The sequence below is a fragment of the Bradyrhizobium sp. URHA0013 genome, from assembly GCF_000518345.1.
GTDB lineage: Bacteria > Pseudomonadota > Alphaproteobacteria > Rhizobiales > Xanthobacteraceae > Bradyrhizobium.
The window spans coordinates 16888-38376 of record NZ_KI912426.1; the positions used below are offsets into that span (position 1 = coordinate 16888).

The 21489-nt window shown below is 64.6% G+C and carries 21 protein-coding genes; 11 read left to right on the plus strand and 10 right to left on the minus strand.

All coding sequences use genetic code 11. The features are described from left to right. Nucleotides 1-7 precede the first annotated feature (7 nt). Nucleotides 8-856 (minus strand): MBL fold metallo-hydrolase, encoded by an 849-nt coding sequence (locus N551_RS0120655; protein ID WP_027568491.1) that lies wholly within the window; start codon nucleotides 854-856, stop codon nucleotides 8-10. 248 nt (nucleotides 857-1104) lie between these two features. Between N551_RS0120655 and N551_RS0120660 the strand changes: the two genes are divergently transcribed. Then, on the plus strand, nucleotides 1105-1917 hold the full coding sequence (locus N551_RS0120660) for a response regulator transcription factor (RefSeq protein WP_027568492.1): 813 nt from the start codon (nucleotides 1105-1107) through the stop codon (nucleotides 1915-1917). A gap of 231 nt (nucleotides 1918-2148) precedes the next feature. On the opposite strand, the gene N551_RS0120670 is transcribed toward N551_RS0120660, so the two are convergent. Continuing rightward, nucleotides 2149-2967: a transglycosylase SLT domain-containing protein gene (locus N551_RS0120670; protein ID WP_027568493.1), complete on the minus strand. Its 819-nt coding sequence runs from the start codon at nucleotides 2965-2967 to the stop codon at nucleotides 2149-2151. A gap of 90 nt (nucleotides 2968-3057) precedes the next feature. Further along, a complete protein-coding gene (locus tag N551_RS0120675; protein ID WP_027568494.1) occupies nucleotides 3058-4200 on the minus strand; it encodes a S9 family peptidase in 1143 nt (380 codons plus the stop codon). A gap of 141 nt (nucleotides 4201-4341) precedes the next feature. On the opposite strand from N551_RS0120675, the gene pgm reads away from it, so the two are divergent. The 5 genes from pgm to N551_RS36105 all read left to right on the plus strand — a co-directional run bounded on the left by pgm (nucleotide 4342) and on the right by N551_RS36105 (nucleotide 9556). Further along, nucleotides 4342-5988 (plus strand): phosphoglucomutase (alpha-D-glucose-1,6-bisphosphate-dependent), encoded by a 1647-nt coding sequence (gene pgm, locus N551_RS0120680; protein WP_027568495.1) that lies wholly within the window; start codon nucleotides 4342-4344, stop codon nucleotides 5986-5988. Nucleotides 5989-6274: 286 nt separating this feature from the next. After that, complete coding sequence (locus N551_RS0120685; protein ID WP_027568496.1) at nucleotides 6275-7324, plus strand: aromatic ring-hydroxylating dioxygenase subunit alpha; 1050 nt, start codon at nucleotides 6275-6277, stop codon at nucleotides 7322-7324. 6 nt (nucleotides 7325-7330) lie between these two features. After that, complete coding sequence (locus tag N551_RS0120690) at nucleotides 7331-8083, plus strand: GntR family transcriptional regulator (protein WP_027568497.1); 753 nt, start codon at nucleotides 7331-7333, stop codon at nucleotides 8081-8083. Nucleotides 8084-8095: 12 nt separating this feature from the next. Next, nucleotides 8096-9076 carry a PDR/VanB family oxidoreductase gene (locus tag N551_RS0120695; RefSeq protein ID WP_027568498.1) on the plus strand — a complete coding sequence of 327 codons (981 nt, stop codon included), beginning with the start codon at nucleotides 8096-8098 and terminating at the stop codon, nucleotides 9074-9076. Nucleotides 9077-9163: 87 nt separating this feature from the next. After that, nucleotides 9164-9556 carry a response regulator gene (locus tag N551_RS36105; RefSeq protein WP_035961702.1) on the plus strand — a complete coding sequence of 131 codons (393 nt, stop codon included), beginning with the start codon at nucleotides 9164-9166 and terminating at the stop codon, nucleotides 9554-9556. 17 nt (nucleotides 9557-9573) lie between these two features. Here N551_RS36105 and N551_RS36110 read toward each other — a convergent pair whose 3' ends face one another. The 4 genes from N551_RS36110 to N551_RS0120720 all read right to left on the minus strand — a co-directional run bounded on the left by N551_RS36110 (nucleotide 9574) and on the right by N551_RS0120720 (nucleotide 13321). Then, nucleotides 9574-9999 carry a response regulator gene (locus N551_RS36110; protein WP_081747928.1) on the minus strand — a complete coding sequence of 142 codons (426 nt, stop codon included), beginning with the start codon at nucleotides 9997-9999 and terminating at the stop codon, nucleotides 9574-9576. Further along, nucleotides 9950-10366 carry a response regulator gene (locus N551_RS36115; RefSeq protein WP_197031177.1) on the minus strand — a complete coding sequence of 139 codons (417 nt, stop codon included), beginning with the start codon at nucleotides 10364-10366 and terminating at the stop codon, nucleotides 9950-9952. Before N551_RS36115 ends, N551_RS36110 begins: the two co-directional genes overlap by 50 nt. Nucleotides 10367-10630: 264 nt before the next feature. Beyond that, on the minus strand, nucleotides 10631-12592 hold the full coding sequence (locus N551_RS0120715) for a bifunctional diguanylate cyclase/phosphodiesterase (protein ID WP_027568499.1): 1962 nt from the start codon (nucleotides 12590-12592) through the stop codon (nucleotides 10631-10633). Between the two features lie 363 nt (nucleotides 12593-12955). Continuing rightward, complete coding sequence (locus N551_RS0120720) at nucleotides 12956-13321, minus strand: nuclear transport factor 2 family protein (protein ID WP_027568500.1); 366 nt, start codon at nucleotides 13319-13321, stop codon at nucleotides 12956-12958. A 100-nt stretch (nucleotides 13322-13421) separates the two neighbouring features. Between N551_RS0120720 and N551_RS0120725 the strand changes: the two genes are divergently transcribed. Genes N551_RS0120725 through hemC form a run of 3 tightly spaced genes read left to right on the plus strand, consistent with a single transcriptional unit; the run spans nucleotide 13422 to nucleotide 16697 of the window. Then, nucleotides 13422-14012, plus strand: a complete 591-nt coding sequence (locus N551_RS0120725) for a TetR/AcrR family transcriptional regulator (RefSeq protein WP_027568501.1) — start codon at nucleotides 13422-13424, stop codon at nucleotides 14010-14012. A 53-nt stretch (nucleotides 14013-14065) separates the two neighbouring features. Beyond that, nucleotides 14066-15691, plus strand: a complete 1626-nt coding sequence (locus tag N551_RS0120730) for a GMC family oxidoreductase (RefSeq protein ID WP_027568502.1) — start codon at nucleotides 14066-14068, stop codon at nucleotides 15689-15691. Between the two features lie 25 nt (nucleotides 15692-15716). Next, nucleotides 15717-16697, plus strand: a complete 981-nt coding sequence (hemC, locus tag N551_RS0120735) for a hydroxymethylbilane synthase (RefSeq protein ID WP_027568503.1) — start codon at nucleotides 15717-15719, stop codon at nucleotides 16695-16697. A gap of 217 nt (nucleotides 16698-16914) precedes the next feature. On the opposite strand, the gene hemE is transcribed toward hemC, so the two are convergent. After that, nucleotides 16915-17949, minus strand: coding sequence for a uroporphyrinogen decarboxylase (gene hemE, locus N551_RS0120740; protein ID WP_027568504.1), 1035 nt, complete (start codon nucleotides 17947-17949; stop codon nucleotides 16915-16917). A 110-nt stretch (nucleotides 17950-18059) separates the two neighbouring features. Here hemE and N551_RS0120745 point away from each other — a divergent pair, with 110 nt between their 5' ends. Both N551_RS0120745 and N551_RS0120750 read left to right on the plus strand, forming a co-directional pair. Beyond that, nucleotides 18060-18275 carry a hypothetical protein gene (locus N551_RS0120745; protein WP_007595236.1) on the plus strand — a complete coding sequence of 72 codons (216 nt, stop codon included), beginning with the start codon at nucleotides 18060-18062 and terminating at the stop codon, nucleotides 18273-18275. A 171-nt stretch (nucleotides 18276-18446) separates the two neighbouring features. Next, complete coding sequence (locus N551_RS0120750; RefSeq protein ID WP_027568505.1) at nucleotides 18447-20351, plus strand: diguanylate cyclase; 1905 nt, start codon at nucleotides 18447-18449, stop codon at nucleotides 20349-20351. Nucleotides 20352-20357: 6 nt separating this feature from the next. Here the strand turns inward: N551_RS0120750 and N551_RS0120755 are convergent, their stop codons facing one another. Together N551_RS0120755 and N551_RS36120 are read right to left on the minus strand one after the other, a co-directional pair. Continuing rightward, nucleotides 20358-20576 (minus strand): SlyX family protein, encoded by a 219-nt coding sequence (locus N551_RS0120755; RefSeq protein WP_027568506.1) that lies wholly within the window; start codon nucleotides 20574-20576, stop codon nucleotides 20358-20360. Beyond that, nucleotides 20566-21363: a rhodanese-related sulfurtransferase gene (locus N551_RS36120; RefSeq protein WP_035961706.1), complete on the minus strand. Its 798-nt coding sequence runs from the start codon at nucleotides 21361-21363 to the stop codon at nucleotides 20566-20568. Before N551_RS36120 ends, N551_RS0120755 begins: the two co-directional genes overlap by 11 nt. Between the last annotated feature and the right edge of the window lie 126 nt (nucleotides 21364-21489).

Sequence of the window (21489 nt, forward strand, 5' to 3'; positions counted from 1 at the left end):
GAAGTTCTCAGACCTCGATCCGCGTGAGGTCCTCGCCGAGCACGACAGGACCCGAATAGTCCCGCCTGACATCCGCAAGCAGCGCATTGAGCATGGAATCGTCGGTGCGAGGCCGGTGATGGGTCAGCGCGAGCTTCTTGACGCCGGCCTTGGCCGCGACCTTGCCGACTGTATCGCCGCAGGCGATCGTGAATTTCGCAAGCCGGCGCAGGTGCTCGTTGTCGATCTCCGGCGTGGCGAGGAAGCAGCACTGGACCAGCAGGTCGGCCCCCTCAGCCAGTCGCTCGAGACCGGGGCAGGGCACCGTGTCGCCCGAGATTGCGATGACCTTGCCTTCGGCCTCGAAGCGGTAGCCGAGACACATCCAGCGTGCGAGGAAGGCCGGCGACATGTCGAGGCCGTCGCCATGCGAGACGAGTTCGGCGCTGATCTTCCAGCGGCCAGTGTCGAGAACGGGGCCGGGTATAATGTCGGTCGCGACGACTGGTTTCCAGCCGCCGAAGCTCGGCTCACCCTGATCGCGCCAGGCGATGTCCTTGTCGTAGACCTGCGTGACCAGCGTATTGGCGAGCCGTTCGGTATCCGGCGGTCCATAGATGCGCAGATCGTCCTTGCGCCCATGCAACCATGAATTGAGCATCACGTCGTAGAGGTCGCCGATGTGGTCGAAATGGTGATGGGTGAGAAAGACCGTGTTGATGGAGCCGAGCGGCACGCCAGCCTTGCTGAGCTGCACCATGACGCCGCGGCCTGCGTCGATCAGGATGTTTTCCTCGCCGAGCCTGATCAGCGTGGTCGTCGCCATGCGGCGCGGGTCCGGGCGCGGGCCGCCGGTGCCGAGCAGGATGACTTCCATGGCGCCACCTCCTGGGGCAGACTTTTCGGGGCGCCACAGTAGATTTGAAGCTCCTGGCGTGGCAAGCGGCCGCGGGATGGACTTCAGCCCGCACAACAGGCGCTCGTACGGGGCTCCCGAACATGCTGCGCGAGATGAGAAGTGTGGGCCAATTCATACTTAATCCAGCTGGATCGTGACCAATGTTGTTTGGGCGCGCTGACGCGCCTAGTATTGCAGCAGGCAATTCGAGGGGGCTCGAATAAGTCGTGAATGTACGTTCACAGGGCGGCGCGCTCGGCGACCTGAGCTTCCAGGTCGGCTCACAAGCACACAGGACATCCAACATCGTGGCTGATTCCTCAGGTCAGGAATTGCGTGTCGCTGGCCGGGAGCGACTGATCGTCGTCGAGGACGATCCGGTGACGCGGACGATGCTGGTCGGTTATTTCAGCGAGAACAATTTCGACGTGGTCGGTGCCGGCTCCTGCGCGGAATGCCGCCAGGCGCTGCGGACGCGGACCGATCTCGTCTTCCTCGACCTGCAGCTGCCCGACGGCGATGGCTTCGATCTCGCCAAGGAGATCCAGGCGACCAGCAATGCGGGTATCATCTTCGTGACCCGCCGCGACACCGACGTCGATCACATCCTCGGCCTCGAGATCGCGGGCGACCACTACGTCACCAAGCCGATCAATTTGCGCGATCTGCTCGCGCGCGCGCGAAGCGTGCTGCGGCGGCGCTCGATCGACCGCAAGGCGGCGCGCACCCACAATTCGATCGCCTTTGGCGACTGGATCATCGACCTGACGCGGCGCGAGCTGCTCGGCAGCGACGGCAAGCCGGTGGCGCTGACGCGCGCCGAGTTCGACCTGCTTGCGGCGCTCGTCGGAGCCGACGGCAGGCCGCTCAGCCGCGACTATCTGATCGAGGTCGTCAGCAACCGCCAGGCCGAGGTCGATATCCGGACTGTCGATGCCCTGGTGGCGAGGCTGCGGCGCAAGCTGGTCGGTAGCGGTACGCCCGTCATCACCACCGTCACCGGCGTCGGCTACAAGCTCGCGCTGAGCGAGCGGCTCTAGACCCGGGCGCAGCACGACATGGTGCCGGCGGCGCCATCGGGTTCAGCCACTGAAACCGACGAGGAACCGAATCGCGAGAAAGGCCGACAAGGCCACGGCGCCGGTCGCGACGATTGCAAACAAAACTCTCAAACTATTGTGCATGATCTCTATTCAGGTTCGGTTTCAAAGTTCGGTTTCAAAAATGTCGTTCGTCCAACCGCTGCTCGTCTCAAGGCAGCAACTCTAATTCTATTGGCGTGATGCCACCCGTTTCCACTTGGCTTCGACGCGAGCCTTGATGAGGCGGACCCGGGCTTCCTGTGCTGCCCAATATGCCCTGCTCGCGACCGCCGTGCCTTGACGGTAGCGCGCGTAAACGTCCTTCGGCTGTGCCGGTGTCTTTTGACTGTGTGCCGATTTCTGATTGTGCGCTGACTTCGAGACGGTGGGTGCCGGAGTTGGCGCCGGTGCTACATCTGGGACGGCCGCGGCTTGGCTTCCCACATTCGTCGAGTTCATGGAGACAAGACGATTGCGGGCGCGATGACAATAGACCTGCGAGCGCGGAGTCATGGACTCCTCGTCATGACCTGCTCGATATTTCATCAGGGTGCGGCAAAGGTCCCCGCCCGCCAGGCGCCATGCGCGACTGAGGTAGAGAACGCCGTAGTGGATGTTGATATCAGGCTTTGCGAGCTCTGCGTTATTTCCCCGAAATCCGAGCATCGCTGCCGTTTCGGGCCGAACCTGCATGAGGCCGATCTCGCCGACGGTGCCAATGGTGCCCGGATTGTAACCGCTTTCAACGAAGACGACGGCCTCCGCAATGTCCGCGGGCAGATTGGTCTTGGCCGTTTCTCTTTCGATAATTTTTCGAATCGCTGCCCGCGATGCCGGCGTCTCTCCGGCGCCGAGATCTGCATTGTGACCGCCGGCCGCCAACGCCGGTCCCACGTCGTTTAGAGCGCCGTCCTGAGCGCGCACGGAGGTGGATGCCAACCAAAGCACGGCGATCGCAACGTGTGTCCACGTCGCGCGGGCATTGATGTGTGTTCGATCCCGCAGCATCGACCACGTATTATATCTTTCGAGTTAACAACCGATTTTCTGGCGGCCCCGGGGCGCGGTCCGGCTCGAGCGGCCAGCGGCGCATCGAGGCTATCGCGACCGCGAGCTCTGGTCCGTTGATGCGCTTGGCGCAGCCCCGGCCAATTTGTCGTCGACCGCATAGAGCGTGCAGGTAGTTGACCATTTTGTGCAGGCGCCAAGTGAATCGCGCTGGGCGTCGTCGGCGGTCGCGCGTCCCGAACGCCAGCCGTAGCCACCGTTCGGCGACACCGCAAAAGCCTTGTGCGGCATCGTGCTGGCTAGATAGCGCGCGAACTCGGCGCGCGCGGCCTCGCTGAGCTGGCCCGGCGGCGGCAGCGGATCGGGCGGGCTCAGGACGTCGTGGCCGAGACCTCGCTCGCGCAGGAAGGCGTCGAGATATGGCGTCCATTGCGGACGGCTCACCACCGAATAGAGATAGTGGCCATCGTCGCCGTAAGGCGGCGCTGCGACGAATTTCGCGTTGCCGCCGCTGGCGCGAAATTCGTCATGGAGGCGCCGCGCGAGGTCGGGACCGAAGTAGGAATCGTTGGCGGCATAGACCCACAGCATCGGCGCGCGGGAGGTTTTGCCGAACGTGGCGAAGGCCTGCACCAGCCCGTTGGGATTGCAGACGTCGTCATCGTCGCGCGAGCCGCGCCCACCGGCAAAGCTGATCGCGGCGACGAGACCCGCTGGCGCCTGCGCGGTCAACGCGACAGTGGCGAACCCGCCGGCGGAATGGCCGGCCGCGATCATGCCCGAGGTGGTGACGTCGGCCCTGCGCACCATCGCCTCGATCGCCGCGCGCAAATCCGCCACCGCGACCGCCGCGGCCGGCAGATAAGCGGCATTGGCGCAGCCGCCGACGCTGTCGACGCGCCCGCCGGGCGAGGTGCCGTAGCCGCGCCGCATCACGATCAGCGCGGCGAAGCCGCGCCGGGCATATTCGAGAGCGATGCCGTAATATTTGTGCGCGGACATCGTCGCGCGATCGTCGAAACTGCGCGGTGAGCCGTGGCTGAGCAGCGCCAGCGGATAGCGCCTGGTCCCGGCCGGCCGGACCAGGAACGCCTCCAGCCCCTGCGGTCCAGCCTCGGCCATCGGGATACGCAAATCCTCGGTGTAGAACTCCGCGGCCGTCGCATCGGGCACGATGCCGCCCATCGCAAGCCAGGCCATCAGAACAACCAGAAGCCTCTGAAACAGCGTCATGCCCCGACTCGAAAAGCCCCGATCGAAAGACCATAGCATGATCTCAGGAACGGCCGCCCCATTGCGGGTGTTGTGCTCTTGGCGGGGGCTTGGCCGATGCTATGGTATCGCGCAATTCTACGACAGGACGAGGTATATTCAGTGGCTGATGTTCATCCCGCGGCGGGCAAGCAGGCCTCGCCGGACGCGCTCACCAATGTTCCGCGGCTGGTGACGGCCTATTTCGCCGGCAAGCCCGATGTCGCCGATCCCGCGCAGCGGGTGGCGTTCGGCACCTCCGGCCATCGCGGCACCTCGTTCAAGACCAGCTTCAACGAGGGCCACATCCTCGCGACGACGCAGGCAATCTGTGATTACCGACGTGAAAAGGGGCTGACCGGTCCGCTCTTTATCGGCATCGACACCCATGCGCTGGCCGAGCCCGCGCTGGTCAGCGCCGTCGAGGTGTTCGCGGCCAACGGCGTCGACATCATGATCGACAAGGACGGCGGCTACACGCCGACGCCGGTGATCTCGCATGCGATCCTGACCTACAACAAGGGCCGCACCTCGGGCCTTGCCGACGGCGTCGTCGTCACGCCCTCGCACAATCCGCCCGAGGACGGCGGCTACAAATACAATCCGCCGCATGGCGGACCGGCCGACACCGATGCTACCTCCGTGATCGAGAGGCGCGCCAATGCCTATCTCGCCGACGGCCTCAAGGGTGTGAAGCGCATCGACTACGCCAGGGCACGCAAAGCCGCGAACGTCCACGCCTATGACTACGTCACACCCTATGTCGCCGATCTCGGCAACGTCGTCGATCTCGACCTGGTCAAATCCGTCGGCGTCAATATCGGCATCGATCCGCTCGGCGGCGCCGCCGTGCACTACTGGCATCCGATCATCGAGCGCTACGGCCTGAAGGCGACCGTGGTGAACGAGGCGATCGACCCGACCTTCCGCTTCATGACGGTGGATTGGGACGGCAAGATCCGCATGGACTGCTCCTCGCCTTATGCGATGGCGAGCCTGATCGCGATGCGCGACCGCTTCGACGTCGCTTTTGCCAACGACACCGACGCGGACCGCCACGGCATCGTGACGCGCACCGGCGGCCTCATGAATCCGAACCATTATCTCGCGACCGCGATCTTCTATCTGTTCGCGCACCGCCCGAACTGGGGCAAGGACGCCGCGATCGGCAAGACCGTGGTGTCGAGCTCGATCATCGACCGCGTGGCGAAAAAACTCGGCCGCAAGCTGGTTGAGACGCCGGTCGGCTTCAAATGGTTCGTCGACGGTCTCCTCACGGGCGGCTTCGGCTTCGGCGGCGAGGAGAGTGCAGGCGCCTCGTTCCTGCGCCGCGACGGCACGGTGTGGACCACCGATAAGGACGGCATCATCCTCGGCCTGCTCGCGGCCGAGATCATGGCGAAGACCGGCCGCGATCCGAGCCAGCTCTTCAACGACCTCACTGCCGAGTTCGGCATGCCCCATTACGCACGCATCGACGTCGCCGCCACCACGCCGCAGAAGAACATTCTGAAGTCCGTCACGCCCGAGCAGCTCGGCCTGAAGGATCTCGCCGGCGATCCCGTCCGCGCCACGCTGAGCAAGGCGCCCGGCAACGGCCAGCCGTTCGGCGGCATCAAGGTCGAAACCGATTTCGGCTGGTTCGCCGCCAGGCCGTCAGGCACCGAGGACGTCTACAAGATCTATGCGGAAAGCTTCCGCAGCCCCGAGCACCTGAAGGCGATTCAGCAGGAGGCTCAGGCAGGGTTGGCGAAGGTGTTCGGGGCGTAGTCGTCGAGCCAAAGCGCCGCTGCCACTGCTCCTCCTGGAGGGAGACTCGCCGCATCAACAGGTGTCATCACCCGCGAAAGCGGGTGATCCAGTACGCCGTGGCTCCAGTTGAGTGAACCAACGACCGCCGCGGAGTACTGGATTCCCCGCTTTCGCGGGGGATGACAACGGTTTGTATACATGACAGGAGATAACGGTATTATAATACGCCAAATCTGTCCTTGAACGATTCCGCCCCTCCGTTACTGTATACATAACGTATCCACAAGCCTTGGGAGTGAGACCGGTGACAAAACCCTTCCCGATGAACGCCTGGTATGCCGCCGCCTGGGACGCCGATGTGAAGCCGGCACTGCTGCCGCGGACGATCTGCGGCAAGCACGTGGTGATGTACCGCAAGGCTGATGGCTCGGTGGCCGCGCTGGAGGACGCCTGCTGGCACCGCCTGGTGCCGCTGTCCAAGGGCCGGCTCGAAGGCGACACCGTCGTCTGCGGCTATCACGGCCTGAAGTACAATGCGCAGGGGCGCTGCACCTTCATGCCGTCGCAGGAGACCATCAACCCGTCGGCCTGCGTGCGCGCCTATCCCGTGGTCGAGCGTCACCGCTACATCTGGCTCTGGATGGGCGATCCCGCGCTGGCCGATCCCGCGCTGGTGCCCGACCTGCACTGGAATCACGACCCGGCCTGGGCCGGCGACGGCAAGACCATCCACGTCAATTGCGACTATCGCCTCGTGCTCGACAATCTCATGGACCTCACACACGAGACGTTCGTGCACGGCTCGTCCATCGGCAACGAGGCGGTCGCAGAGGCGCCGTTCGACGTCACCCATGGCGAGAAGACTGTCACGGTGACGCGCTGGATGCGCGGCATCGAGGCGCCGCCGTTCTGGGCCAAGCAGCTCGGCAAATCCGGTCTCGTCGACCGCTGGCAGATCATCCGCTTCGAGGCGCCGTGCACCATTGCCATCGACGTCGGCGTGGCGCCGACCGGCACCGGCGCGCCCGAAGGCGACCGCTCGCAGGGCGTCAACGGCTTCGTGCTCAACACCATCACGCCGGAGACCGAGAAGACCTGCCACTATTTCTGGGCCTTCGTGCGCAATTATCAGCTCGGCGAGCAGCGCATCACCTCCGAGATCCGCGAGGGCGTCTCCGGCATTTTCCACGAGGACGAGCTGATCCTCGAGGCGCAGCAGCGCGCGATGGACGAGAACCCCGATCGCATCTTCTACAATCTCAACATCGACGCCGGCGCGATGTGGACGCGCAAGCTGATCGACAAGATGATGGCGAAGGAAAACCCGCCGCAGCATCTTCAGGCCGCGGAGTAAGCCGACATGGCCGAGCGTGAGGTCGACCGCTCCGTCTCGCAGACCGTGAAGGCGCAGCTCGCGCTGCGCGACCAGCTCCTCTCGGGCTCGTTGCGCCCCGGCGAGCGCATCTCCGAGCTCCAGGCGGTCGAGACCACCGGCGCCTCGCGCACCCCGGTGCGCATGGCGCTGGTGCGGCTGGAGGAGGAGGGCCTGCTCGAGGCGATTCCCTCCGGCGGCTTCATGGTGAAGGCGTTCTCCGAGCGCGACATCTCCGATTCCATCGAGCTGCGCGGCACGCTGGAAGGCCTCGCCGCGCGTTTTGCAGCCGAGCGCGGTGTCTCCGCGCGCGAGCTCGAGCCGCTGAAGGAATGCCTTGCCGCGATCGACGACTTGTTGCGCCAGGTCCCGATCTCGGTCGACGCGTTCTCGTCCTATGTCACGCTGAACGCGCGCTTCCACGCCCTGCTCACGGAATTGTCGCGCAGCCCGCCGCTGATCCGGCAGATCGACCGCGCCTCGTCGCTGCCGTTTGCATCCCCAAGCGGTTTCGTGATGGCGCAATCGGCGCTGCCCGAGGCGCAGCAGATCCTGATCATCGGGCAGGAGCACCACCGCGTCGTGATCGACGCGATCGAGAACCGCGAAGGCGCTCGCGCCGAAGCGGTCATGCGCGAGCATGCGCGGCTCGCGGTGCGCAATCTGCGGCTTGCACTGCGCAACCGGACCCATCTCGACCTGCTGCCGGCGCTCGCGCTGATCAAGTCCGCAACCGATTGAGAGGGGAGTGCCATGCGCTTCATCGAAACCTGGAGTCCGGCGACGCTCGTCTCGACGCGCGATCTCGCGCCGGGCATCCGCGAATTCCTGATCCGGCCGGACCAGTTCGACGGCGCCGCCTATCCGGTCGGCAGCCACATCAATATCAGCGTCACCATCGACGGGCAGCCGGAGACGCGGTCCTATTCGCTGGTCGGGGAAGCTTCGTCGCGGGGTTTAAGGATCGCGGTGCGCCGTGCCGAGGATTCGCGTGGCGGCTCGCGTTATATGTGGTCGTTGCAGCCGGGCGCGCGGCTCGACATCACGACGCCGGCGTCGCTGCTCGCGGTTGACTGGGCACGCCAGAACTACTGCCTGATCGCCGGCGGCATCGGCATCACCCCGATCCTCGGTGCCGCACAGGCGCTGTCGCGGCGCGGCGCCGATGTCACGCTGCATTACGCGGTGCGCTCGCGCACCGAGGCCGCCTATCTCGACGATCTCGCCGCAACGCTCGGTGATCGCCTGGTCGTTCACGCCAGCGATGAGGGCAAGCGGCTCGATCTCGACGCCCTGTTCGCCTCGGTGCCCAAAGAGACGCTGGCGCTGTTCTGCGGCCCGATGCGGATGCTGGATGCCGCGCGCCATGCTTGGATCGGCGCCGGCCATCCGCTTCCCGATCTCCGCTACGAGACGTTCGGCTCCAGCGGCACGCTGCCGACCGAGACATTTCGCGTGCGCCTGAAAGGCTCCGATGTCGAGCTGGAGATCCCACGCGAGCGCTCGATGCTGGATGTCCTCAACGCCAGCGGTCACGACGTCATGTACGATTGCAAGCGCGGCGAATGCGGCCTGTGCGCCATCGACGTGGTCGCCGTCGATGGCGAGATCGATCATCGCGATGTCTTCTTCAGCGACCATCAGAAGCAAAGCAACCAGAAGATCTGCGCCTGCGTTTCGCGCGCCCGCGGCACCATCACCGTAGACACGCTGCTCCGGGCGGATGCGATCTGACCGGTTCACGATCCGACAGGGACTGCAGGAACCCGTCTGCCTCATGAGTGTTGATCCGCCGCGGGCTCTGTGCCGCGAGTGAAGCCAATGACCAGCCACGGGCAGCCAACTGTTTGCCGCGTTCTCATCGTCGAGGATGAGTACTTCCTCGGGGATGATCTGGCGCGGTCGCTACGGTCGCTCGGGTTCCAGGTAATCGGTCCCGTTTCCGAGCTGCCGGACGCGATGGCTATTCAGCATCCTGCTTTCGACGTCGCGGTGATTGACATCAATCTGCGAGGAGATTCGGCTTATCCGATGGCTGACAAGCTCACGCGCGCCGGCAAACCTTTTGTCTTCGCGACGGGCTATGGGGCCGCCGCCATTCCGCACCGCTTCGAGCACGTGCCCCGATGGGAGAAACCCTACGACGTCGCAAAGCTTTCGGATCACGTCCGCGAGCTCTGCGCCGAACAATCGCCAAACGCTGCTGCCGAATAGAGTCGATGCGCGCTCATTCACACCGCTCGCTGTGCGCCTCGGCCGGGCACGGGTCGATTTCGGTTCGCGAGCAGCCAGCGAATTCTTCTCAGCAGCAGCTGCGGGTCAACGGCTCCACGTCCTGAGCTCTCTCTGCAAAGTCCGGCGGCTACATCGACGGATCGCTCGGGTGTACCAGTAAGTAACACCGTCAGCTCCGGCCTGTGCTCTCGGACCCACTTCGCGATACCGAAGCCGTCGCCCGCCAATGCTAAATTGGTGATCACGGCATTGATCGCGAAATCCGCGTGATCGAGAACGTCGATCGCCTCATGGGCCGTCACGGCTTCAATCACCCGATACCCACATTCGCGCAAATGCTTCGCGATCGGCATTCGGATGAAAACTTCATCCTCAGCCAGCAGGATCGTACGGGTCGCCGGAGCGCTGCTTAAATTGGTCATGGAGCGGTAACGGGCTGGCACCCGACCCGTTCCTGGCGACGACAGATCGGATCGCCTCGATTATGGTGCGAGGATCGTAGGGCTTCGCAAAGAAGCCATCATGCAGTGTGCTGTCGTCCCGCGGCAGATCGCTGGATGCCAACAGGATCGGCAGGTCGGGAAATTCTTGCCTCACCGTTTTTGCCAAACCAAGGCCGTTGATTGAGCCGGGAAGCCTGATATCGCTGAAAACAGTCGAAACCCGTATTCCACCGCGCAACAGGTCAATGGCTTCGTCGGCACTGCCGCATTCGATCACCTCGAAACCTGCACCGCGCAGCTCGTCGGAGATCATCAGGCGTATCCAGATGTCGTCTTCGACAACCATCACGACGTGACGGGGGGTGTCGTTCGGGGCCACTCTCCCGTCCGGCGCTCTGTTCACTTTGGACCTCAATGGGTTAGGGGTGTCCCATCAACTTCAAGGATGCCGCATCGTTCCTGATTCCGCATTGCGCGGATTATGTCGAGTGCTTCGTGCGGCGCTCTTTCACATAGGTTAAGGGCAGATCGCGCGCATTCGGTGTGCCGCACGGTGCAGCTCACGCGCTGCGAGAGCACCTGAGGCATCAAGCACACATGATGGTCTAGGCTACGCCGCGTAAGTCGCCCGAAGCTTCTTCGGATCCAGCAGCGGCAGAACCTGATCCGCCGACACCGGCCGGCTGATGAGATAACCCTGAACTTCGTCGCAACCGATCTGGCGCAGATATTCGAGCTGGTCGGCGGTCTCGACGCCTTCCGCGACCACGCCGATGCGCAGGTCGCGCGCGAGCCCGATCACCGATTTCACGATCGCGGCGCAGTCCGGCTGCACCAGCATGTCGCGGATGAAGGACTGGTCGATCTTGATGCGGCTGAACGGGAGCTTGCGCAGATAGGTCAGCGAGGAGAAGCCGGTGCCGAAATCGTCGAGCGCCACGGTGACGCCGAGCTCCAGCAGCGCGTTGAGGACCGACGCGGCAGAGGCGTATTTCGACAGCAGCATCGATTCCGTGATCTCGATCTCGAGCCGGTGCGGGGCGATCTTCGCGTCCGCAAGTGCCTGCACGATGATCTGGAGGAGGCCGTTGTTGTGAAACTGTGCGGCCGAGAAATTCACGGCGACCCTGATCTCTTCGGGCCACTCGGCAACCGTCGCGCAGGCGCGGCGGACGACCCATTCGCCGATCTCGTGGATCAGCCCGGTTTCCTCGGCGATCGGAATGAACTCGCTCGGCGGCACCAGTCCGCGCTGGGGATGCTGCCAACGCAGTAGCGCCTCGAACCCGGTGATGCGGTTGCCGTTGAGGTCGAGAAAGGGCTGGAACACCAGGAACAGCTCGTCCCTGGCGATGGCGCCTTCCAGATCCGATTGCAGCGCCTTGCGGTCGCGTGACGAGCGGTCGTCGGCTTCCTCGAAGAAACACACCGTGCCGGGTCCGGCGTTCTTGGCGCGGTAGAGTGCGGTGTCGGCGTTCTTCATGATGTCGAGTTGCGTGCTGCCGTCACGCGGCGCCAGCACGATGCCGACGCTGGTCGCGCCGACGATCTGGCGGCCCTCGATCTGGAACGGTTCGTTGAAGGCCGCGACGAAGCGGTCGGCGATCTCGAGCGCATCCTCCGGCCGCGCCAGATTGGCCATCACCAGCGCGAACTCGTCTCCGCCGATGCGTGCGACATGCTCTGCCGCGCGGGTGCAGCGTTGCAGGCGGCTCGCGATCTGGACCAGAAACTCGTCACCGGCGGGATGGCCGAACTTGTCGTTGACCTCCTTGAAACGATCGAGATCGAGCAAAAGGACCGCGAATTCCTCGCCGGACAGAGCGAGCCGCTTCAAGGCTGCATCCAGCGTTTCGTTGAAGGCGACGCGATTGGGCAGATGGGTCAGCGGGTCCTGCCGCACCGTACGCTCAGCCTCGATCTGCCGCATCACGCGCCGTGCGAACGCGATCGAATTGACGAACACGCTGCGCAGCAGCACCGACCCGTAGACCACCACCAGGAAGGCGATCAGCAGAAACGCCGGATCGCCATTCCTGCCGAGGCAGATCGCGATGCCAGCGAAGATCGGGGCCGTGAATGCGATCGCCGCGATCGGGATCGTGGCGAAGGCCAGCGCGCCCCCCGCCAGCATCCCCGAACAAAGGCAGGTGATGACGAGCTGCCCGCCGGTTGAGGCATTGGCGAAGAATGCGACCGGAACGGTGCCCCAGGCGGCGCCGAGGATGAAAGCATTGCGCACCAGCCGATGCATGGCCCGGCGCGAGACGAATTGCGGTTTGGTGATGCGGCGCGCGGCATGGGATTGCAGGCCGAACGCGATCGCGGCGCCCGCCACGATGGCGGCCCAGATCAAGGCCAGCTTCAAGTCCGGCGAATGCCACAGCGCGACGACGAGCACCCCGGCGTTGCAGGCATTGGCCAGCATGATGCCGACCGAATAGCCGAGCACCAGCGACATCTGTTCGGCGCGGATATGGCCGGCGACGGCTTCGTCGGTTACGGGACCGCCAAAGGCCGACAGATCGCCGGCGAACAGCCGCGCGAAATAGCTGGTCGTTTGAGTCCGCATTCCAGAGCCTAGCAGCATGGGCCGCTTGTCCGGCCCGGTCCGGAGACTTCGCTGCAAACCTTTGACGAACTATGAATTATCCAAGCTTGCGATGATTGCTCTGACCACTTCTGCGTGTTCGCGATATTGTATCGATAACAAATCGATACAAATGCGGCACCCCGCGTTACGGCTGTAACGGAGGGCGGCTGTAACGGAGGGCGCGCTCGGCCTGCATGGTTCGAGACGCGCCGCCAGCGGCGCTCCTCACCATGAGGGTCTAGGATGTTGCCTCGCAACGAGACCTCATCCTGAGGAGCCCGCCAAAGGCGGGCGTCTCGAAGGATGGCTGCAAGGAAGGCTGCAGCAGCGATGGCCTCCAGATCACCGCCCCAACTGCTTCGGATCGTAATAGAACCGTTCTTCGATCAACTGATCGCCCCGCCACGTCTGCCATGCGATCTCATCCAACGTTCGGATGATGCCTTCGGCATTGGTGAAGGTGAATCTCCAGCGCGTAGCGACATGGTCGCCTTCGATCAGGCTTGGCCCGATGCGCACGGCCCTGACCTCCTTGAAGGCTGCCAGCACGCCGCGCTCCTTGGCCGCGAGCTTGTCGCGTCCGACCAGGGGTTCGGCCTGGTTTTCATAGGTGGCGCCGTCCGGCGTGTAATAGTCGAGGATCGCGCCGACGAAATCCCCGTCCACCAATCGTTTGGCGAAAGCTTCGACGACATCACGGCTCGGCATGGCACACCTCACGAGTAAAACCGACTATTAGTCGGTAAATACCGACCGACGGTCGAAAAGTCAACTAGCTGTCCTGGTCCATTTCGACTACAGCACACCCATGGCAAAACAGGCGGAGCGGCGGGCTGCGACATCGGAGGCAATCCTGACGGCGGCGCGCCGCCTGTTCGGGACGCAAGGCTTTGCCGCGACGACGATGGACGAGATCGCCGAAGCCGCCCACGTCGCCAAGGGCGCGGTCTATCATCACTTCAAGACCAAGGAGGCGGTGTTCGAAGCGGTGTTCGACCAGGTCTCGCGCGACCTCGTCGTGGAGATCGACAGCACGGCCCGTGCCGAGAAGGACGTGCTCGCCGCGATGGTCGCAGGCACCCAGCATTATTTCGCCGCGACCGCCAAAGGCCCGACCGGCCAGATCATCCTGCGCGATGGCCCGGCCGTGCTCGGCTGGGAGCGCTGGCGCGAGATCGACGCCAAACATTTCGGGGGCAAGCTGCCGCGCGCGATCGCGGCGGCGATGGAGGCCGGCCTGATCGCGCGGCAGCCGGTCGAGCCGCTGGCCCGGCTGCTGCTCGGCGCGGTGACGGAGGCCGCCGTCGCCTGCGCCGGACGCGCCGATATCGCAAGGGCGGGTGCGGAATATGCCCGTGCGTTCAGGTCGCTGGTCGAGGCGCTGCGCGTCGCCGCATGATCGTGCTAAGTGATGATTGGAAACGCCCCCACCAACAAAAAGAACAGTAGCGCATGATCGCAACTTCCTCCCTGACGCCCTCCGATCCGGAATTTGACTACATCATCGTCGGTGCCGGCTCTGCGGGCTGCGTGCTCGCCAACCGGCTGTCGGCGAACGGCAAGCACAGCGTGCTGCTGCTCGAGGCAGGCCCGAAGGATTCCAACATCTGGATCCACGTGCCGCTCGGCTACGGCAAGCTGTTCAAGGAAAAGACCGTGAACTGGATGTACCAGACCGAGCCGGAGCCCGAGCTGAAGGGCCGCCAGGTGTTCCAGCCGCGCGGCAAGACGCTGGGCGGATCGAGCTCGATCAACGGTCTGCTCTATGTCCGCGGTCAGCACGAGGATTACGACAGATGGCGTCAGCGCGGCAACGCCGGCTGGGGCTATGACGACGTGCTGCCCTATTTCAAGAAGGCCGAGAACCAGTCGCGCGGCGCCGATCAATATCACGGCAGCGGCGGCCCGCTGCCGGTGTCCAACATGGTCGTGACCGATCCGCTGTCGAAGGCCTTCATCGACGCCGCGGTCGAGACCGGCCTGCCCTACAATCCTGATTTCAACGGCGCCACGCAGGAAGGTGTCGGCCTGTTCCAGACCACGACCCGCAATGGCCGCCGCGCCTCGACGGCGGTGGCCTATCTCGGCCCCGCCAAGGCCCGCGGCAATCTCAAGATCGAAACTGGCGCGCTCGGCCAGCGCGTGCTGTTCGAGGGCCGCCGCGCGGCCGGCGTTGAATACCGTCAGGGCGCCACTTTGCGCCGCGCCCGCGCGCGCAAGGAGGTCGTGCTGTCGAGCGGCGCCTACAACTCGCCGCAGCTGCTCCAGCTCTCCGGGGTCGGACCCGGCGACCTCCTGCGCAAGCACGGCATCGATGTCGTGCTGGACGCGCCGGGCGTCGGGCACGATCTCCAGGACCACATGCAGGTCCGCATCGTGATGCGCTGCTCGCAGAAGATCACGCTGAACGACACCGTCAATCATCCGCTCCGCCGCACGATGGCCGGCGCGCGCTATGCGCTGTTTCGCAAAGGCTGGCTGACGATCGCGGCCGGCACGGCGGGCGCCTTCTTCAAGACCAGTCCGCGGCTGGCCTCGCCGGACATCCAGGTCCATTTCCTGCCGTTCTCGACCGACAAGATGGGTGAGAAGCTTCATGGTTTCTCCGGCTTCACGGCGTCGGTGTGCCAGCTCCGTCCCGAAAGCCGCGGGTCCTTGCGCATCAAAAGCGCCGACCCGACAGTGCCGCCGGAGATCCGCATCAACTATATGTCGACCGAGACCGACCGCACCACCAACGTGGAAGGCCTGAAGATCCTGCGCAACATATTGCATGCACCGGCGCTGAAGCCGTTCGTGGTCGACGAATACGATCCCGGAGCGAAGGTGTCCACGGATGCCGAGCTGCTGGATTATTGCCGTGAGCGGGGCAGCACCATCTACCATCCGACCTCGACCTGTCGTATGGGCAATGATGCGCTCGCGGTGGTCGATCAGCGGCTGAAGGTGAGGGGCCTCGAAGGCCTCCGAATCGTCGACGGCTCGATCATGCCCGATCTCGTGTCGGGGAACACCAACGCGCCGATCATCATGATCGCCGAAAAGGCCTCCGACATGATATTGGAGGATGCGCGGTAAACTCGCGTCTTGAGAGGATTTGGGCTTGGCTACGCGATTCAAGATCGGCACACGCAAGAGCGCGATGGCGCTGGCACAGACGGAAGAGATCGCGCGCCGCCTGACCGCTGCCATGCCCGATCTCGACGTCGAGATCGTCAAGTTCGACACCACGGGCGATCTCGACCAGACCAGCAAGCTGCTGCCCCATGGCGGCAAGGGCGGTGCCTTCGTGGCGCAGATCCGCGCCGCCGTGCTGTCGGGCGAGCTCCATGCGGCGATGCATTCGCTGAAGGACATGCCCGGCAACGAAGACACGCCCGGGCTCGTGATCGGCGCCACGCTCTCGCGCGATCCTCCCAATGACGCACTAGTCCTGCGCAACGGCGTGACGCTGGAGGCATTGCGCCAGTCGCGTGGCAAGGGTTTCAAGATCGGCACCAACGCGGTCCGCCGCGCCGCCTACGCGCGGCGATTGTTTCCCGACGTCGAGATCATCCACTTCCGCGGCGCCGCCGACACGCGCGTGCGGAAACTCGACAATGGCGAGAAGCAGCGCCTGCCGGATGGCGACGCGGTGGGGCCTGCGGACGCGCTGATCATGGCGCGGTCCGGCCTCGACCGCGTCGGCCTTTCCCATCGCGTCGGCTACGAATTCTCCGCGGCGGAAATGCTGCCGGCAGCGGGGCAGGGCATCGTCGCGGTCGAATGCGGGGCACAGGACTGGCAGACGCGTCGCATTCTCGCATCGATCGACGATCCCGCTGCTCACGCCTGCGCCGATGCCGAGCGCGAGGTGCTGTGGGTGCTGAACGGCCATTGCAATTCGCCGGTGGCGGGCTTTTCGACCATTGCGGGCGATCAGATGTCGCTCACCGCGTCCGTGCTCGATCTCTCCGGCAACTCCATCATCGAAGCCTTGCGTTCGGGTCCCGCCAATCGTCCCCGCGAACTCGGCCGTGCGGTGGGACTGGATCTGCTGGCCAGGGGCGCCGCCGAGATCATCGAGCGCAGCCGGCCGCGGTAAGTTTTCCCGCAGGTTCGCAATGACGAGGGGGACAGCGCTGCGATGATGGCATCATGCGCCTGTTTTGCCCGACGGGTCAAATGTTGGCGCGACCTGATGCGATGACGAAGCATCTGATTTCGGTCCGCCCTAAGTCATTGATCAGGCGTGATCTCTCTACTGTGCATGGGGTTGTTTTCGCACTTTTTTGTTTTCCCGCTCCCAGGCGCAAAATAAATCAGCCCCGCACGCGCTTCAGCATCTGCTCGACATGGGCGATCGGTGTTTCCGGCTGGATGCCGTGGCCGAGATTGAAGATGAACCGCCCTTGCGCAAAATTCGCCAGCGTGTTGTCGACCGCGCGGTCGAGCGCCGCGCCGCCTGTGATCAGCACCAGCGGATCGAGATTGCCCTGAACCGCGACCTTGCTCTGCACGCGCTCGCGGATGAAGGCCGGCTCCGCGGTCCAGTCGATGCTGACCGCGTTGACGCCGGTCGCCTCGACGAACCCGGGCAGTTGCGCGCCGGCGCCGCGCGGAAAGCCGATGATCTTCGCGTCCGGCATCTTGGCGCGCACGCCTTCGACGATGCGCCGGGTCGGCTCGACCGACCAGCGCGCGAATTCGGCGGGTGGCAGCACGCCGGCCCAGGTGTCGAAGATCTGCAAGGCGTTGGCGCCGGCCGCAAGCTGCGCCAGCAGATATTCGATCGAGTTCTCGACCAGCACGTCGATGATAGCTGCGAACGCCTCCGGATGCCGGTAGGCCATCATCCGCGCCGGCGCCTGGTCGGGCGTGCCCTGGCCGGCGACCATGTAGGTCGCCACCGTCCACGGGGCGCCGCAGAAGCCGATCAGCGCGATCCTGGGATCGAGCGCGCCGCGCACGATCTTGAGGGCCTCGAACACCGGGGCGAGCTTGCCGAAATCGGCTTGCTTCGCCAGTGTCGCGACCTTGGCGGGATCATCCAGCGGTTCGAGCCGCGGACCCTCGCCGACCTCGAAGCGCACGGAACGACCGAGCGCATAGGGGATCACCAGGATGTCGGAGAAGATGATCGCCGCATCGAAGCCGAACCTCCGGATCGGTTGCAGCGTCACCTCCGCGGCAAGCTCCGGGTTGAAGCAGAGGTCGAGGAAGCCGCCGGCCCTGGCGCGCACCTCGCGATATTCCGGCAAGTAACGGCCGGCCTGCCGCATCATCCAGACCGGCGGAACGACCTGCCGCTGGCCGGAGAGGACGTCGATGAAGGGTTTTGTCGCAGACTGGGGCACGAACGGTCCTGAAGATGGTTAGGGCTCCTGATACACCGCCACGGCCCGAAGCGGAACAGGGGAACCAAGCGCAATTGGACCGCGTTGACCAGCCAACGGAGGACGAGACCATGGCTGAGACATTCAACCCCGCGCCGCATGACAAGCACGCCGACGATCTGCACGAAGCCCTCGCCGCCGACCGCCACGCCAAGCTCGACGCCGGGCTGAAGGATACCTTCCCGGCATCCGATCCCGTGAGCGCCGCCCAGCCGACGCCCTCGAAGGCCGATGCGGAGGCCGACAATCCCTCGCTCTGGGACAAGGTTAAGGCCATCTTCAGCTAGCGGCGGGTGCGCCGGATTCCGATAGGTTTGCTAATGCCTTGTTAGCGATGCGCTGAGTCCGGCGTCCGTACGACTACGGAAAACCGGGGACATCACTGCATATTTATCCCGACGTTTCAGAGTTCAATAACAGAAGCGGCAGAAGTTCCGGCGATCGGAGATTTCTGCTGCATGAGCGCTGTGACCCAAAGAGCCGGATGGAGCCGCCTGCCGCTGCGGGCAGCTGCGTTCGTGGCGCTGACCTGCGTGGCCATCCTCGGCGTCAGCGGCTGGCGGGAATGGGCGGCGCGCGACGCGGTGCTCAAGGGTGCCGAGACCGAGATGGCGAATGTTGCTCGCTCGCTGACGCAGCATGCCGAGGACAGCCTCGATCTGCTGGATTCAGGCGTCGTCGGCGTCGTCAGCCGGCTGGAGATGGACGGCGCCGAGCCGGCCACGATCGCCAAGCTCAGAACCCTGCTGGAGGCGCGCAAGAAGGCGATAGAGCGCATCCACAGCCTCGCCATCATCGACGAACACGGCAACTGGTTGACCTCGCCCGGTACGATCGGCTCGACTCTCAACGACGACGCGTTCTTCCGTTATCACCAGCTCTCACCGAAACGGGAGCCCCATGTCGGCCGTCCCGTGAAGAGCCTGCTCGACGGCGAATGGGTCGTCACCTTGTCGCGGCGGTTCAACAAGCCCGACGGCAGCTTCGGCGGCGTGGTGCTCGCGACCATCAGCTCCAACTATCTCTCGCATTTCTACGAACAGTTTGAGATCGGCCGCAACAGCTCGGTGGCGTTGACGCACGGCGACGGCCTGATCATCGCGCGCAACCCGAGCAACGACAGGTTCGTCGGTCGCAGCGTTGCCGATACGCCGCTGTTTCGCGACGCCAGCCTGCAGCGGCCGGGCGGCGCCTATCATTTCAAGTCGCCGCTCGACGGCGCCGACCGCGTCAGCTTCTTCAAGCGCTCTGGCCGCTATCCGCTGGTCCTGCTCGCCACCGTCGACAAGGCCGAACTGCTGGCGCCCTGGCGCTCTGCGGCGATCTCCCGCATGCTCTACGTGCTCGCGCTGGTCATGCTGATCGCGATCATCGGTGCGGTGCTGGTGCGGCAGTTGCAACGGGGCCAGAGCATGGCGGCCGCGCTGGTCGAGAAAGAAGCGCATTTCCGACTTCTTGCCGAAGGCTCCAGCGACATGGTGACGCGGATCGGCCTCGACGAGCGGTTGCGCTATGTCTCGCCATCGTCGATTGGCGTCGTCGGCTGGCGCGCCAATCAGCTGATCGGTACCCTCGCGCTCGCCGGCATTCACGCGGACGACCGGCCGCAGGTGCAGGCTCTCGTCGACGCCATGAAACGCGGCGAGAAGGAGGAGGTGCGCGTCACCTATCGCAACGCGCACCGGCAGAATGCCGAAGTCTGGCTCGAATCGACCATGCGGGTGACCCGCAAGGAGAATGGCCGCGTGGACGGCGTGGTCGCGATCTCGCGCGACATCACCGAGCAGAAGAAGCTCGAGACCCGGCTGGAAACGCTCGCGATCGAGGACAGCCTCACCGGGCTTGCCAATCGCCGCCGCTTCGATGAACGATTGAAGGAGGAGTGGGCGCGTGCCTATCGCGAGCGCTCCAGCCTCTCTTTGCTGATGATCGACGTCGACCACTTCAAGTCTTACAACGACGAATACGGCCATCCAGCCGGCGATGCCTGCCTCCGGCAGGTGGCGCAGATCATCGCCGCCGAAATGCATCGTTCCGGCGATCTGGCGGCGCGCTACGGCGGCGAGGAGTTCGCCATGCTGCTGCCGAACACCGACGCTGCGGGCTGCGCCCTGATCGGCGACCGGATTCGACGGGCGATCCGTGATGCGGGCCTGGTCCACACCAGCAACCATGTGGCTGGCTGCGTCACCGCTTCGCTCGGCGGTGCTGCTTGCCGGCCGGCGCTGGAGCGCACGGCCGGCGTAGTCTCGCTGATCGAGGCCGCCGACCAGGCGCTCTATGCCTCCAAGGAGGCCGGGCGCAACCGGTTGATGATGTCGGGCGAGGTGAGCAACCTCCTGCTCAAGGCGTCCGGTCAGTAACCCCGCTCAATAATGCGGCGGACGCTCATTGGCGGCTCCCGGCGCATTCGCCTCGGCCTCCTGCAGCCGCTCGCCGAGCTCTGCGACTCTCCGCGTCAGCGCGTCGATCTGCTTCCACTGCGCGGTGATGGTCTGGTTCAGCGTCTCGATCGCGTCGTCCTGATAGGCGAGGCGCGTCTCCAGCGTGTCGATGCGCTCGCCGAGCGTCTTGATCTCATTCGTCACGTGCCGCGTCCTTGTCCCGTTCGCGCAATCCACATTCCTGCAAACCAAGTTCTTGCAAACCAAGTTGCTGCAAACCATGGCCGAGCGCGACGCGCTCGTCGAACACGAAGCATTCGCCGCGCCAGCGGCTCTCGGCCTCCGGCACCTCTTCCAGATATTTGAGAATGCCGCCCTTGAGGTGATAGACCTCGGCAAAGCCGCGCGCGAGCAGATGCGCGCTCGCCTTCTCGCAGCGGATGCCGCCGGTGCAGAACATAGCGATTTTGCGGTGTTTGGTGGGATCGAGCTGCTCAGCCGCAAAATCCTTGAACTGGCCAAAACTCCTGATGCCCGGGTCGAGCGCGCCGTCGAACGTCCCCATCGCCACCTCGAAGGCGTTCCTGGTGTCGAGCACCAGCGTATCGGGCGCCGCGATGAGCGCGTTCCATTCGCTCGCATTGACATAGGTGCCGACCTGCCGCGTCGGATCGGCGGTTTCGTCACCGAGCGTGACGATCTCCTTTTCCAGCCGCACCTTGAGCCGGCCGAACGGCATTGTCTCGGCGGTCGAGAACTTCAGTTCGAGATTGTTCAACCTGCCGCTGAACATGTCGCCGTGCGCGAGCTCATGGGTGAGCGCTTCGATCGCCTCGCCCGGGCCGGCGACGGTGCCGTTGATGCCCTCCTGCGCGAGCAGCACGCTGCCCTTCAACGCCAGGCCGGCGCAGAACGCGCGCAGCGGCTCGCGCAGCTCGCGGTAATCGGGCAGGGCGGCGAATTGGTAGAAGGCGGCGACCTTGCAAATCATGGCGCCCGTTTAGCAGGCGGAGCCAGCCCGGAAAACCCGCAACGAGCAGCTCTATTCCCAGCGGATGGCAGCCATTTCCCTGGCATGCCAGCATTGCCCCGGCCGGCCGGAATGTGTCAAGTAGGC

Coding starts and splice junctions, on each gene's coding strand:
- N551_RS0120655 (WP_027568491.1), bottom strand. CDS start 856: ATGGAAGTCATCCTGCTCGGCACCGGCGGCCCGCGCCCGGACCCGCGC.
- N551_RS0120670 (WP_027568493.1), bottom strand. CDS start 2,967: ATGCTGCGGGATCGAACACACATCAATGCCCGCGCGACGTGGACACAC.
- N551_RS0120675 (WP_027568494.1), bottom strand. CDS start 4,200: ATGACGCTGTTTCAGAGGCTTCTGGTTGTTCTGATGGCCTGGCTTGCG.
- N551_RS0120690 (WP_027568497.1), top strand. CDS start 7,331: ATGGCCGAGCGTGAGGTCGACCGCTCCGTCTCGCAGACCGTGAAGGCG.
- N551_RS0120695 (WP_027568498.1), top strand. CDS start 8,096: ATGCGCTTCATCGAAACCTGGAGTCCGGCGACGCTCGTCTCGACGCGC.
- N551_RS36105 (WP_035961702.1), top strand. CDS start 9,164: ATGACCAGCCACGGGCAGCCAACTGTTTGCCGCGTTCTCATCGTCGAG.
- N551_RS36110 (WP_081747928.1), bottom strand. CDS start 9,999: ATGACCAATTTAAGCAGCGCTCCGGCGACCCGTACGATCCTGCTGGCT.
- N551_RS36115 (WP_197031177.1), bottom strand. CDS start 10,366: ATGGTTGTCGAAGACGACATCTGGATACGCCTGATGATCTCCGACGAG.
- N551_RS0120715 (WP_027568499.1), bottom strand. CDS start 12,592: ATGCGGACTCAAACGACCAGCTATTTCGCGCGGCTGTTCGCCGGCGAT.
- N551_RS0120720 (WP_027568500.1), bottom strand. CDS start 13,321: ATGCCGAGCCGTGATGTCGTCGAAGCTTTCGCCAAACGATTGGTGGAC.
- N551_RS0120725 (WP_027568501.1), top strand. CDS start 13,422: ATGGCAAAACAGGCGGAGCGGCGGGCTGCGACATCGGAGGCAATCCTG.
- N551_RS0120730 (WP_027568502.1), top strand. CDS start 14,066: ATGATCGCAACTTCCTCCCTGACGCCCTCCGATCCGGAATTTGACTAC.
- N551_RS0120745 (WP_007595236.1), top strand. CDS start 18,060: ATGGCTGAGACATTCAACCCCGCGCCGCATGACAAGCACGCCGACGAT.
- N551_RS0120750 (WP_027568505.1), top strand. CDS start 18,447: ATGAGCGCTGTGACCCAAAGAGCCGGATGGAGCCGCCTGCCGCTGCGG.
- N551_RS36120 (WP_035961706.1), bottom strand. CDS start 21,363: ATGATTTGCAAGGTCGCCGCCTTCTACCAATTCGCCGCCCTGCCCGAT.